At 65.2% G+C, this 13,172-nt stretch carries 10 protein-coding genes; 5 read left to right on the top strand and 5 right to left on the bottom strand.

Annotated elements, in window-relative coordinates:
* Both HLH35_RS14935 and HLH35_RS14930 read right to left on the bottom strand, forming a co-directional pair.
* Positions 1–1,416: a DUF2252 domain-containing protein gene (locus HLH35_RS14935; RefSeq protein ID WP_182979900.1), complete on the bottom strand. Its 1,416-nt coding sequence runs from the start codon at positions 1,414–1,416 to the stop codon at positions 1–3.
* 114 nt (positions 1,417–1,530) lie between these two features.
* Positions 1,531–2,439 carry a LysR family transcriptional regulator gene (locus HLH35_RS14930; RefSeq protein WP_182979899.1) on the bottom strand — a complete coding sequence of 303 codons (909 nt, stop codon included), beginning with the start codon at positions 2,437–2,439 and terminating at the stop codon, positions 1,531–1,533.
* Between the two features lie 108 nt (positions 2,440–2,547).
* On the opposite strand from HLH35_RS14930, the gene HLH35_RS14925 reads away from it, so the two are divergent.
* Positions 2,548–4,980 (top strand): TonB-dependent receptor, encoded by a 2,433-nt coding sequence (locus tag HLH35_RS14925; protein WP_246385130.1) that lies wholly within the window; start codon positions 2,548–2,550, stop codon positions 4,978–4,980.
* Positions 4,981–5,006: 26 nt separating this feature from the next.
* Positions 5,007–6,908: a CocE/NonD family hydrolase gene (locus HLH35_RS14920; protein WP_182979898.1), complete on the top strand. Its 1,902-nt coding sequence runs from the start codon at positions 5,007–5,009 to the stop codon at positions 6,906–6,908.
* A gap of 33 nt (positions 6,909–6,941) precedes the next feature.
* Here HLH35_RS14920 and HLH35_RS14915 read toward each other — a convergent pair whose 3' ends face one another.
* Complete coding sequence (locus tag HLH35_RS14915; RefSeq protein WP_182979897.1) at positions 6,942–7,412, bottom strand: hypothetical protein; 471 nt, start codon at positions 7,410–7,412, stop codon at positions 6,942–6,944.
* Positions 7,413–7,844: 432 nt separating this feature from the next.
* Between HLH35_RS14915 and HLH35_RS14910 the strand changes: the two genes are divergently transcribed.
* Both HLH35_RS14910 and HLH35_RS14905 read left to right on the top strand, forming a co-directional pair.
* On the top strand, positions 7,845–9,389 hold the full coding sequence (locus tag HLH35_RS14910; RefSeq protein WP_338029365.1) for a carbohydrate porin: 1,545 nt from the start codon (positions 7,845–7,847) through the stop codon (positions 9,387–9,389).
* A gap of 148 nt (positions 9,390–9,537) precedes the next feature.
* Positions 9,538–10,494, top strand: a complete 957-nt coding sequence (locus tag HLH35_RS14905; protein ID WP_182979895.1) for an aldo/keto reductase — start codon at positions 9,538–9,540, stop codon at positions 10,492–10,494.
* A gap of 50 nt (positions 10,495–10,544) precedes the next feature.
* Here HLH35_RS14905 and HLH35_RS14900 read toward each other — a convergent pair whose 3' ends face one another.
* Positions 10,545–11,039, bottom strand: coding sequence for a VOC family protein (locus HLH35_RS14900; RefSeq protein ID WP_182979894.1), 495 nt, complete (start codon positions 11,037–11,039; stop codon positions 10,545–10,547).
* Between the two features lie 162 nt (positions 11,040–11,201).
* Between HLH35_RS14900 and HLH35_RS14895 the strand changes: the two genes are divergently transcribed.
* Positions 11,202–12,359 carry an aldo/keto reductase gene (locus tag HLH35_RS14895; RefSeq protein ID WP_182979893.1) on the top strand — a complete coding sequence of 386 codons (1,158 nt, stop codon included), beginning with the start codon at positions 11,202–11,204 and terminating at the stop codon, positions 12,357–12,359.
* Between the two features lie 27 nt (positions 12,360–12,386).
* On the opposite strand, the gene HLH35_RS14890 is transcribed toward HLH35_RS14895, so the two are convergent.
* Positions 12,387–13,073, bottom strand: coding sequence for an extensin-like domain-containing protein (locus tag HLH35_RS14890; protein ID WP_182979892.1), 687 nt, complete (start codon positions 13,071–13,073; stop codon positions 12,387–12,389).
* Between the last annotated feature and the right edge of the window lie 99 nt (positions 13,074–13,172).

Genomic DNA, 13,172 nt, shown 5'->3' with positions numbered 1-13,172 from the left:
TCAGACCCCTCCATTCCCCGCCGGCAGGCGCCCGGCGGCGATCGCTGCCCGGAACGCCGCCCAGTCGCGGTGGGTCTGTGCGGCATAGAGCAGCGAGAAGCCGCCGATCGCATCGGCAAAGGCGCGGCCCCGGCCCAGATAGGCCGACAGCGCCACCACATCGCCGGTGCGGGCGTGGGCGCGGGCCAGCGTGCGGCCGCAGAGTGGCGCGTAATCGGCCAGCCCGTCCTGCGCGACTTCGGTGCCGATGGCGGCCAGGCGGGAATCCTTGAGGCGGCGGACATAGAATTGCCGGCCGGCGCCCGAGAGATCGTAATGCGCATCCTCGGCCTCGTCCTGCGTGTGGGTCCAGCCCAGGAAGACATCCGACGCCGCCTGCATCATGCGCTGGCCGGCCACCACCCGCTGCCCCTGGTTGCGGAAGGCCGAAACCCCGGCGAAGGGCGCGAGCACGGAATCCTGTGCCTCCTTGATCTGCAGCAGCAGGCTGTCGCCATCGGCGGTGGTGAACAGGCCGATGGCGCAGAACGTGCCGACGCTGCCCACCCCCACGACCTTGAAGATCACGTCGCGCAGGCGGTACTGCGCCAGCAGGATGGCGCGCTCGGGCGGCTGGGTGGCGACATAGCGGGCGAAGGCGCCACGCACGATCTCGTCATGCTCGGGCAGGCGCATCACCAGCGGCGGCTTTTCGCGCAGTGACGGCGTGCCGCCATTGTCGGCCACCAGCCCGAAATGGCGGCGCGCGCTGTCCATCCGTTCGGCCAGCAGCATCCCCGCGCGCCGCCGCGCCCGTTTGTCGTCGAACGCGTCAATCGCGGCGGCGAGGTCGATCCGGTTGGTCCAGATCTCCAGCGGCGTCAGCGGGGCCAGGCGCGCCATCTCGGTGGCGTAGGCCTGTGCCGCCAGAACGGCCAGCGCGCGCGCCGCCTTGTCCGACAGGCCGGTCTCCTGCCCCGCCAGCACCAGGGATGCCCCCAGGCGCTTGATGTCCCATTCGAAGGGGGCGGGCAGGGTTTCGTCGAAATCGTTGATGTCGAAGACAGGGGCGCCCTCGGGCGAGGCATAGGCGCCGAAATTGGCCAGGTGGCAGTCGCCGCAGCCCTGCACGCGCGGGCCGGTCCAGACCGTCTGCGCCAGGTCCGCCGCCATCACCGCCGCCGCGCCGCGCAGGAAGGCGAAGGGCGAGGCCGCCATGCGCTGATGGCGGATGGGCAGCAGGCCGGCGATCCGGTCCGCCCCCTGCCGTTCCAGGATCGCGACCGGGTCGGCGCGGCCGGGCGGCGGCGTCCAGTCGGCATGGGCGCCGCGCGGCAGGCTATGCCGCAGGGCGCGGCCGCCGGCATGGCGTTCGCGCCGGGTGGAAAGAGCGGCGGCCCGGCTCAGGGTCGGGAAATCGGCGGGATAGGCGGTCATTTCCCGATCCTTGCAGGTCGCAATGCCCCCGTCACGTGCGAAAACCGCCCCCCTTCGTCCGCGACCAGCAACCCGTCATCATGTCGTTTCGAACGTTCCGCCCGGTTTTTCGTTTCAGACGGACCAGACATGGCGCGCGTCCAGAACCAGGCCCTGAAGCCAGCACAGCCCGGCATCGTTCCTGTTCGCGACGGGGGACAGCAGACGGATCTCGCGCGGCCCCACGATATCGGGCAGGCCGGCAACACACAGCCCGGTCATCTCGCGGAACGCATGGGCTATATATTCGGGCACCACGGCCACCGTCCGCGCCTTTCGCAGAAACAACGGAAGATGTCCGAAAGACGGCACCACCGTACGGATGGTCCGGCTGAATCCCAGATTGCGCAGGGCGTGGTCGAACACGCTATGCTGCCGCGCGCCTTCGATCAGGATCTGATCCCACACGCAGAGTTCCTCGAGCCGCAGGGTCTCGGGCAGATTGACGAATTCCGGGTCCCCCACGCACACCATGCGGTACGATGCCAGGGACAGCGTGACGCAATCAGGGCGCGTCAACGGATAGATCGTGACGGCAAGGTCGATTTCCCGGCGGTCCAGCGTCAGGTTCATCGTATCGGCCGGAACGGCCCGGGCCGTCAGCGTCACGTTTGGCGCCACCTCCCTGATTTTCGCCATCAGGTGCGGTCCAAGCGCATAATCCAGACCGCCATCGCAGCCGACCACGAAGCTGCGCGACGAAAACGCCGGATTGAACTCACCCCGCTGCCCCAGGGCGCCGCGCAACGTATCGACGCATTCCTCCAGGATCGAGGCCATCGTCGTCGCCCGGGACGTCGGCTGCATGCCGTAGCGCGTCCTGACGAACAGCTCGTCACCGCACAGGGCGCGCAGGCGCCGCAGGGACGCGCTGACAGCCGGCTGGGTCAGGGCCAGCCGCTCCGCCGCGCGACTGACACTGCGTTCATGCCACAGGGCGAGGAACACCTGGGCCAGATTCAGGTCTATCCGCGAGATATTCATAAGATTTATAATAAAGCAGAAAACTCGTTATTTGACGATCCCTTTCGAAACCAAAACAGTGTGCGAAGGAAAAATTCCCGGCTACCCGCCCAATCTGAGGACCTTCCCTTGTCCTGCTCGCCCAGCCCCCTCCTTGCCCTGCTCCTTGTCTCGACCACCCTGATTTCCGTCACGGCGCAGGCCCGCGTGCCGTACGATTCCAGGCACGCACCCCCTCATCCCGTTTCACGGCACGCCACGCCGGCCACCGCCGCGCCGGCGAAGGCAACAACCCCGGCGGCCGCGCATAAGCCGCCCGCCGGTATCCAGGCCGCCAGGGGCGAAGACGTCTCGGTCATCGGCGGCATGCGCACGGCCAACGGCGTGACCAACACCACGCCCGGCGGCGGCCTGATGGCGCGGCAGACCCTGGCACGCTCGCAGAGCACGGTGACGCGCGATTTCATCGCCAAGCAGGCGCCGACCGGCAACGCGATCGCCATGATTTCCGCGTTGCCGGGCGTCATTTCCGCCAGCACCGACCCGCTGGGCCAATCGAACACCGCCATGTCGATCCGGGGCCTGCAGCAGGCGGAAATCGGCTTCGTCTATGAAGGGATTCCGCTGAACGACAGCATCAACTACACGCCCTATACACAGGCGATGGTGGATACCGACAACATCCAGTCCGTCACGGTCGCCCAGGGCGCGCCCGATATCGGCGCGCCGGTCTATAACGATGTCGGCGGCCTGGTGACCGTCGCCCTGCGCGGCCCGCAGGATCACCGGGGCGGCATGGTCGATTTCAGCTTCGGCTCGAAATCCCTGCAGCGGGAATATATCCGCTACGACACGGGTGAGATCGGCCATAGCGGGGTCAAGGCGTTCGCCTCCTTCTCCTCCACCACCAACGACCAGTGGCGCGGATCGGGCGTCTTCAAGAAATATCATGTCGATTCGAAACTTATCAAGAACTGGGGCGAAGGCAGCAGTGCGGGCCTGACCTTTTCCTACGACAACTGGCAGCAGGGGAATTACCGCCCCGTGACGCTGACGCAGTGGGAACAATATGGGACATCCTTCAACTATACGAAGGAATATTTCCCGGGGAATACGAACTGGATCGGCCTGCAGCAGTACCAGCGCCGGTCGACCGTGCTGATCGCCCCGATCAAGCTGAAGCTGAGCCGCTCCACGACGCTGGACATCACACCTGCCTACATGAACTATTCCGAGTTCTATTTCGGAGGTGTAAATATAAAGAACCAGGGCTCGTATTTCGGGAACCAGGCCATTCCCGACCTGAACCTGCCCTACCAGACCAATGGCGTCATGACCGCCTCCAGCATCAACCCCGTTCCGCAGAAGACGGGGTTCCTCAACGCGGCCCTGACGTGGAAAGCCGGAACCAATACCTTCCGCGCCGGATATATCTACAGCTATATCGCCCTGGAAGAGCCCATCTACTACGCGCCCGTCGGTTATGACGGCGGCATCGCCAACCGATACAGCAAATACATGGTCACCCTTCCCGACGGCCGCGAGTACAGAACGCTCGACATGAATTTCAAGCATCAGATGAACGAGATCTTCATCGATGACGAGCTGAAGCTTCTGGGAGGGCGACTGACGCTGGATGCCGGATTGCGCTATCTGATGATCACCCGCTGGGCGACCAACCTGATCCCTGGCGTCACCCACTACAATGTCGGTGGCAGCTATTCCCAACCCCTGCCCCAGGTTTCCGCCAGCTACCAGATCACGCCCAACGACCAGATCTATATCGACGGAACGACCTCCTACCGCGCGCCCGCCTCCGTTCAGGTCTATGGCGAGGTCTTCTCCACCTCCAGCCCCAATCCGGCCTCGAAGCAATCGTCGCTCAAGGGTGAATATGCGATCGGCGAGGAAATCGGCTATCGCCACTATTCGACGGTCAACGTCGCCCTCTCTCTGTTCAACTACAACATCACCAACAACCAGATCACCTCGTCGCAATATATCAACGGCATTCCCCTCCCCTCGCCGATCGAGGCGGGTGGCAAGACGTCGCGCGGCGCACAGGGCGAAATCGGCCTGCGCCCCTGGCATCACTGGAGCCCCTATGTCTCCGCCCAGTATCTGCACGCGACGACGGATAACAATATCATAAAGGGCAACGACCTGCTGCCCACGCGCGGCAAGCGCGCCGTGCAGAGCCCCGAATTCTCGGCCGCCGTCGGGATTTCGTATGACGATGGTTCGGTCTTCGGAAACTTTGCGTTCAATTACGTCAGTTCCCAATACTCCACGATCATGAACGACGAGAAGATTCCCGGCTACGAGACCGCCAACATCACGCTCGGCTATCGTATGCGCAAACTGTGGTTTGCCGAGCATCCGCAATTCCAGCTCAACGTCGTCAATATCGGAGCCAAGAACTACCTGTCCGGGTTCCAGAGCATCTCCACCAACGCGCAACCCACGCAGGGCATTCGCGGCACCACCATCGCCGGCTCCTCGCCGCTTTATCTCAGCGCCGGCGGCGTGGCCGCCATCGCATCGCTCAGCACCGGCTTCTGATTTCATTCAAGGGTTCAAGACGCACCATGTCTCGATTTTCCTTCCTGGGCCTCGCCGCCATGATGGCCTCGACCGCCCTCGCCACCCCCTCCCTCGTCACCCCCTCCCTGGCCGCGTCCGGCCCCTGGCCGACCAGTGAGGGGAGCGGAGCCTGCGCCGTCACCAAGACATCGAATGTTCCGGCGAAGATGCGCGACGGCACCATTCTCCGCGCGGATGTCTACACCCCGGCCACCACCGGGAAGGTGCCCGTCCTGCTGATGCGCACCCAGTACGGCAAGGAGGCCGCGCAGGTGCAGCCTTCGCGCTTCCAGTCACCCGCCTGGTTCGCGTCGCAATGCTACATCGTCGTTGTCCAGGACATCAGGGGACAGGGAAAATCCGGCGGTACGTTCTATGAATATCGCTATGATCGCGACGACGGGTACGACACCGTGCAATGGGCCGCCGCGCTGCCGGGCGCGGACGGGCAGGTCGCGATGTACGGTTCTTCCTATGTCGGCGCGACCCAGTGGCTGGCCGCCACCGCGACGCCGCCGGCACTGAAGGCCATCATCCCCTCCAACACGGGCGACGATTACTACGATGGCTGGAGCTACGAGGACGGCGCCTTCCGCCTGGCCTTCATCACGCCCTGGATGATGGAGACCATCGCCTCCTCCGCCGCCGCCAATCGCGGCGACAAGGACCTGTCGAAGGCGCTCTTCGCCGATGGCAAGAACCCGTCCACCTGGCTGTCCTTCACGCCCTACGGTGCCTTCCCGCCGCTTCATCCGGAAAAGCCCGAGGTCGCCCCCTATTTCTACGATACGGTCGCCCACCCGACACGCGACAGTTTCTGGGAGGCGTTTCAGATCCGCACCCATTACGACCGCGTCAAGGTACCCGTCCTGGCCTTCGACGGCTGGTATGATTCGTTCCTGACCGGTGCCATCAACAATTTCAACGGCATGAGAGTGTCGGGCGGCAGCGCGCAGGCGCGCGCCAACCAGCGGCTCGTGCTCGGCCCGTGGGAACATATCGGCTGGGGACGCCCCGACGCGGTTGTCAGCCCCATGCTGAAGGATATCGGGCCCGTCGCGAACAGCCCCGTCAACGAACTGACCGTCCGCTTCCTCGACCATGTGCTGAAAGGCAAGGATAACGGCTACACCGACGGTCCGCGCGTCGATTACTTCACGATGGGCGAAAACCGGTGGCACACGGCAACGTCCTTCCCCGTCGCGGGCACGCAATACCGCACCTGGTATCTGGGCAGCGAGGGACGGGCGAATTCCTCGATGGGCGACGGCAGCCTGACACTGGACAAACCCGCCGGCTCCCCGTCCGATCACTTCATCTACAATCCCGCCAACCCGGTTCCCAGCCTGGGCGGTCATTCCTGCTGCTCCTGGACGTCGGGGCCGCAGGGACAGTTCGACCAGTCGGCCATCGAGCAGCGTCCCGACATCCTGGTCTATACCAGCGCCCCCTTGAAGGAGGCGCTCGATGTCACCGGCCCGATCACGGTCGACCTGTTCGCGGCGACGGACGCGAAAGATACCGACTTCACGGCCAAGCTGATCGATGTCCTGCCCGACGGCCGGGCGATCAACCTGAACAACGGCATCATCCGCGCCGCCTACCGGGATTCGCTCAGTCATCCAACCCCGATCGTTCCCGGCAAGGTCTATGAATATCACATCAAGGTCTGGCCGACCTCCAACCTGTTCAAGCCGGGCCACCGGATAAGGCTGGAAATTTCCTCCAGCGACTATCCGCAGTTCGCGCCCAACCCCAATACAGGGGAGCCGCTCGCCACGGCGCGCACGGCGGTGATCGCCAACCAGACCATCTGGCATGACGCAACGCACCGTTCGTCGGTCATCCTGCCCGTCCTGCCGGCAACGGTCGTGGGCGACGGCGTCGACCATCCGCCACAGGACTGACGCCGCCCGCTGCGCGCCGCCGGGGGACGGGCCTCAGTCCCCCGGCGCATTCTGATGAAGGCGGACCGGCCGCACGCGGCCGTGGATCACGTCGTCAATCTGCCACGCCGCCCCGCCTTCGCGGCGCAGCAGGATCAGCAGGACCAGCAGGACCAGCAGCCCGTAGAGCAGGAGGATGGCAGGGCTGTCGATCGCAGCCGCCACGGCCGGCGCGCCGGCGAACGCCCCCACCGCCACCGCCCGCAGCCATGCCTGGCCGGAGATGAAGGCCGTGGCGCTCCATCCCGCCCCGTACAGCGCCAGGCCAGGATCATGCCGGCGAGGAACATCACGCCGATCCCGGTCCCCAGCCCACTCCACATCATGCCGATGGCGCGGTTGACCATCGCCACGCTGCCGGGGCGGCCCGGCTGCGCGCTGTTGAGGAACCAGATCACCGGCCGGTAGACGACCATCGCCGCCAGCCACACCCAGACCTGCGTCTGCGGCGGCAGGACCGGTCATTCCGTCTCTGACAGGGGGTGGCGCCGGGCTGGGAGCGGCCAGGGTGCGAGGCCATGCGGAACCGCGCCCCTCCGTGCATGTTTATGACGCGCAGGCGCCGGTTTCCCTTTCCCGCGTCGGAATCACGCTTTCATGTGCATGGCACGGGCGGACGAAAATGATATTCCCCAGGATTGGCCACAAAGATAAGAACTTTCCAATCGCCGCGCCGTACAACATAAAATGTCGTACCGTGGGGTTTGCGCCATACCCGACAAGGAAAAACGTGGCGTACCCGAGGTTTGGGCTAGAACTCCGCAATAAAAATACATAGAAATATCGACGATGTGGACAAAATCACGCGGCAATGCCCCATCCGCCATCCCCTCTTTCCCCGTTTCCCTTGAAAAGGACTGTCGTTTTGGCTTATCCGCCCCGACAAGATGCGAAGGCGTGACCAATTTTCCCGGAGCCCGGGCCCTGCGCGCCCTCTCGCGCCGGCTGACCGCCACGCGGCGTGCCGGCCTGGCCGCGCTGGCGCTGGCGCTGGCGGCCGCCTTCGTGGCGCCGGGCGCCCTTCCGGCCCGGGCCGCCGACCCGGATGCCCCGGCCACGTCGCCCTTCGCCCGGCCGAGCCAGACGGCGGCGGATACCCAGCCGGCCGGCAATCTGGAACAGACGATCCCCGGCTTCCTGCAATCGCCCTACGGGCCCCCGTCCTTCGGCGCGCCCTATGGCACCACCCATGCGTTGGGCGACTGGGGCGGCGCGCAGCCCTGGCTGCAGAAGCATGGCGTCTATGTCGCCCTCGCCCTCTATGAGGGCATTTCCGGCAATGTCTCGGGCGGCAAGACGCAGAGCTACACGCTGGCCGGCCAGGTCGGCGGCACGGTCGATATCGACTGGCAGAAGCTGCTGGGCGCGGGCGCGTGGTCCAACGATCTGTGGCTGCATATGCTGGCGGTGAACGGCAACGGGCAGAATCTCAGCCGGCTGTTCGGCGACAACGGCAACCAGGTGCAGCAGATCTATGGCGCGCGCGGCAACGTGGTGGCGCATCTGGTCTGGGCCTATTTCGAGAAATCGTGGTTTCAGCACAAGGTCGACCTGGCCGTGGGCTGGATTCCGACCGGGACGTTCTTCAACAACTCGCCCTGGGTGTGCAGCTTCATGAACGTCTGGCTGTGCGGCAACGTGACGCCGACGAAATACCTGACATCGGGGCGCGACTGGCCGTCGGGCAATATCGGCTCGGTGCTGCGCCTGATGCCGACCCGTCATTTCTATGTCATGGGCGGGCTGTTTGCCGTGTCGCCGCATTCCTACAATGGCGGCATTTCAGGCTGGGCCTGGGGGCAGGACAATCTGGGCAAGCTGGGCACCGAGGTCGAGATCGGCTGGATTCCGGAATTCGGGCCCGACAAGCTGGTCGGCCATTACAAGGTCGGCTTCCTCTACGACAATTCGCGCTATGACGATCTGTACGAGGGCGTGAACGGCCGGCCGTGGATCGTGAGCGGCCTGCCGGCCCGCCGGCACAGCGGACAGACATCGGCCTGGGTCATGGCCGACCAGATGCTGATCCGCCATGGGCCGGGCGAGTCGAACGGGCTGGTGCTGGCCGGGCAATATTCCTACGCCGACGGCCGGACGTCGCAGATGAACCACCATCTGGTCGCCGCCCTGCTGGATACCGGCTATCTGTGGGGCCGGCCGCTGGACAGTGTCGGCATCAACTTCCAGTGGGCCAATTTCAGCCGCAGCGCCACGCTGGCGCAGGAAGCGGCGGCAGCCTATGGGCTGCCGTTCCAGGGGGCCAATTTCGGCACGCCCTATGGCATCCAGGGGCATGAAAGCATCTACGAGGCCTTCTATTCGGCCCATCTGATGACCGGCGTGTCGCTTCAGCCCGATTTCCAGTATGTCAACCATGTCGGCGGGACGACGGTGTTCAAGGATGCCGTGGTCCTGAGCACCGCGCTGAACGTGCTGTTCTGAAGCCTGTGCGGGCCGGAGCGGGGAACCGCCCGGCCCATGGCGCGATGCGTGCTCCGACCGGGCGGAAGGCACGGGAGGGCCCCGCGATTCTGCAGGCGCCTTCTCGCCGCCCGCCTTCCTGAAACAGAAAGACAGGAGAGCCAACGCCATGCAGAAACGTTCGCTGGGCCATGCGGGCTTCGAGATCGCGCCGATCGTCTTCGGCGGCAATGTCTTCGGCTGGACGATCGACGAGAAGGCGAGTTTCGACGTGCTCGATGCCTTCGTCGATCACGGGTTCGATGCCATCGACACCGCCGATGTCTATTCGGCATGGGCGCCGGGCAACAAGGGTGGCGAGTCGGAAACGATCATCGGCAACTGGCTGAAGGCGCGGCCCGGCATGCGCGACAAGGTGAAGATCTTCACCAAGGTCGGCTCCGACCTGGGCGTGCCGGGCCAGAAGGGCCTTTCGGAGACGTGGATCCTCCAGGCCGTCGAGGCCTCGCTCGCGCGGCTGGGGGTGGAGCGGATCGACCTGTATTTCTCCCACTGGCCCGACCCGCACACGCCCTATGCCGAAACGCTGGGGGCGTATGACAAGCTGCTGAAGGCCGGCAAGATCCGCGCCATCGGGGCGTCGAACCTCGACGCCATGCAACTGGACGAGGCCCTGCACGTCGCGCGGGCCAAGGATCTGCCGGCCTATCAGGTGCTCCAGCCGGAATATAACCTCTACGACCGGAGCAGCTTCGACGGCCCGCTGCGCGATCTCTGCCTGCGCGAGGGGCTGGGGGTCGTGACCTATTACAGTCTCGCTTCGGGCTTTCTCTCGGGGAAATATCGCAGCAAGGACGATCTGGGGCAGAGCCGGCGTGGCGAGGGGATCGGGAAATATCTCGATGCGCGCGGGTTGCGGATTCTCGCGGCGCTGGATGACGTCGCAGCCCGCCATGGCGCGAGCGATGCGGAGGTGGCGCTGGCCTGGCTGATCGCCCGCGAAGGCGTGACGGCACCGATCGCCAGCGCCACGAAGCGCAGCCATGTGGAAAGCTTCGCGAAGGCCGTCGCGCTGGCGCTGGGCGCGGAGGATATCGCCGCACTGGACCAGGCGAGCGCGCCCTGACGCGGCCGGCCGCCCTGCCATCCGGGGCCGGGCGGCCCCCTCATCGGGCGTCAGGCTGTGCCGGCGCCCGCTCGTGCGGCTTCGATCCGCGCGATGTCGATCCGGCCCATGGTCATCATGGCTTCCATTGCCCGCTTCGCGGCCGCGCGATCCGGGTCCTGCAATGCGGCCAGCAGGATGCGGGGCACGATCTGCCATGAAAAGCCCCAGCGGTCCTTGCACCAGCTGCACGCGCTCTCACTGCCGCCATTCCCGACGATGGCATCCCAGTAGCGGTCGGTTTCCGCCTGGTCTTCGGTCATCACCTGGAAACTCACCGCCTCGTTCGGCATGAAGCCGCGCCCGCCATTCAGGCCGACGAAGGCCTGGCCCAGCACGGTGAATTCCACCGTCAGCTCGCTGCCCTCCTGCCCGCCCGGATAATCGGCGGGCGATCGAAGCGTCTGCCCGACATGGCTGTCCGGAAAGGTGGCCGCGTAGAATTCCGCCGCTTTCCGCGCCTCGCCATGGTCGAACCACAAGCAGGTCACGATTTTTCCGGGCATGGATATTCTCCCCGAGCCCCAGCGCACGATCGGTGCGAACAGTCAGGACGTGGAGCGCCATGGACCTGTTTCAAGGCCGGGCCGTTCGTTCGTCCGCTCAGGATCGGGAACGGATACCGTGCCACGGGCATTGTAGGGGGGTCCATGTCATGTGAGGGCCCGATGACAGCAACCCGACGCGATCTTCTCGCCATCTCTGCCCTTGGGGGTGCTGCGGTCCTGATGTCCCGCAGCGCGCACGCGCAGGATGCCCAGCATGCTGGGGACGTCATGCCCACGCTGGGGCGTGTGACCCGGAATGCGCTCCCGCTGAATGCGGGCCAGCCGGGGCAGCGCTTCCGGCCCGCCACGCGGCTTGGCATCGGCGGGGTGCCGATCGGCAATGGCTTCGCCCCCGCCACGGACCAGGATGCCGAAGCCGCCCTTGAGGCCGCGTGGGCGTCCGGGGTTCGCTATTTCGATACCTCGCCCTGGTATGGGCTGGGGCTCAGCGAGCGGCGGTTCGGCCATTTCCTGCACACGAGGCCGCGCGATGAATTCGTACTGTCCACCAAGGTCGGCCGGCTGCTGACGGCGGCCCCCCAGCCGCCCGGCGGGACAATGTGGCAGGACCCCTCGCCCTTCGCCTATCGCTACGATTATTCGGCAGACGGCGTGAAGCGATCCATCGAGGACAGCCTGCAGCGGCTAGGCATTTCCCGGATCGATATCGTCTATATCCATGATCTGTCCCCCGGGAACAGGGACATGGGGGCGAAATGGACAAGCTATTTCGAGCAGGCCGCCAAGGGCGCGATCCCCGCGCTGACCAGACTGCGCGAAGAGGGCATGATCAAGGCCTGGGGGCTTGGCATCAATACGCCCGAGGCGGCGTTCCGCACGCTGGACATCGGCAACCCCGACATCATTCTGCTGGCGACGCAATATTCCATCTTCCACCATCAGGAGGCGCTTGAGCGCACGCTCCCCGCTCTCGCCCGGCGGGGGATTTCCGTCGTGGTGGGCGCACCGCTGAATGCCGGTTTTGCGGCTGGCCGCGCGCGCTATGATTATGGGGGCAGTATTCCGGCCGGCATGGAACGCAAGCGCACGCAGATGAATGCCATCGCCAAGCGCCACGGTATCGACCTGCGCACGGCAGCACTTCAGTTCGCTGCCGCCAACCCGACCGTCGCGGCCGTCATTCCGGGCGCACGCAATGCCGCGCAGGCGCAGGCCAATGCGCAATCCATGGAAGTCGCGATTCCATCCGCGTTCTGGAGCGATCTGAAACAGGAAAAGCTGATTGCGCAGGCTGCGCCGGTACCCGCCGAAACGTGAAGACGCTTTCGTGCAGGGGAGATTTCCTCAGCGACAGAGGCCGAAACCGGTGACCTGCAGATGGAAATGCCCGGCATGCAGGCTGTTATAATCGGGCGACAGGACAGTCCCGAAAATTGGGCAGGCCTTGTCGCGCATCCGATGCAGGTAGAGGCCGCGGATCCCGGCCTCGTTCCAGGCGCTGATCGGAATTTCCCGCCCGTCGGCAAGAATGAATGCCGAGACGTCGATCGCGTCGGCCGTGGCATGGCTGCTCTGGGAACCGGGCCGGTCGCGGACGTCGCGACAGGCGAAGCTGCCCTCATGCCGGATGCGCCCGAGGCCGGTATGGAACACATCCTGCGTCACCGGTTCGGCAACCCGGGTTTCGAACAGGGACCAGCGCACCGCGAGATTGCACGACGCCAGAAAGCTGGCGGGGTGCAGGGGAATATCCTGGCCGCTGACCGTAAAGACGTCATGCAGCGGACAGGCGGCGGTACCGCTGAGTGCATGTTCCTGAACATGCAGGGCGGATGTGCGAAGGGCCGCATCGCACAGTTCTGGCGAATGGGACAACAGGCTGAGCTTTACGGGCGTCATGAAGGTCCAGCCCGCCCTGAGATCGAGCGGCCGGGTGGGATCGTAGGCCGCCGGCAGCCAGCGCCGGTGGAACATGGCGAGGAGAATCAGGGCGAGGCAGAGAAACAGTAAGATGAGACGCCGTGTTCTCATGATGCGTTCCTGCCCGCTCCCTGCATGCAAGGCTAACGGGTTATCGCACCCTTTTGTTGCGATTTTTCATTCAATGAGGCTTCGACTTTGAAAAAGGCG

The sequence above is a fragment of the Gluconacetobacter asukensis genome (assembly GCF_014174375.1).
Classification (GTDB): domain Bacteria; phylum Pseudomonadota; class Alphaproteobacteria; order Acetobacterales; family Acetobacteraceae; genus Gluconacetobacter; species Gluconacetobacter asukensis.
The sequence above is the reverse complement of the archived record's forward strand: the minus strand, read 5'-3'. Positions and strand labels throughout refer to the sequence as shown.

What these genes read in the sequence shown, in the direction of transcription:
- HLH35_RS14930 (WP_182979899.1), bottom strand. Translation starts at nt 2,439, where the DNA reads ATGAATATCTCGCGGATAGACCTGAATCTGGCCCAGGTGTTCCTCGCC.
- HLH35_RS14905 (WP_182979895.1), top strand. Translation starts at nt 9,538, where the DNA reads ATGCAGAAACGTTCGCTGGGCCATGCGGGCTTCGAGATCGCGCCGATC.
- HLH35_RS14915 (WP_182979897.1), bottom strand. Translation starts at nt 7,412, where the DNA reads ATGACCGGTCCTGCCGCCGCAGACGCAGGTCTGGGTGTGGCTGGCGGC.
- HLH35_RS14895 (WP_182979893.1), top strand. Translation starts at nt 11,202, where the DNA reads ATGACAGCAACCCGACGCGATCTTCTCGCCATCTCTGCCCTTGGGGGT.
- HLH35_RS14890 (WP_182979892.1), bottom strand. Translation starts at nt 13,073, where the DNA reads ATGAGAACACGGCGTCTCATCTTACTGTTTCTCTGCCTCGCCCTGATT.
- HLH35_RS14935 (WP_182979900.1), bottom strand. Translation starts at nt 1,416, where the DNA reads ATGACCGCCTATCCCGCCGATTTCCCGACCCTGAGCCGGGCCGCCGCT.
- HLH35_RS14900 (WP_182979894.1), bottom strand. Translation starts at nt 11,039, where the DNA reads ATGCCCGGAAAAATCGTGACCTGCTTGTGGTTCGACCATGGCGAGGCG.
- HLH35_RS14920 (WP_182979898.1), top strand. Translation starts at nt 5,007, where the DNA reads ATGTCTCGATTTTCCTTCCTGGGCCTCGCCGCCATGATGGCCTCGACC.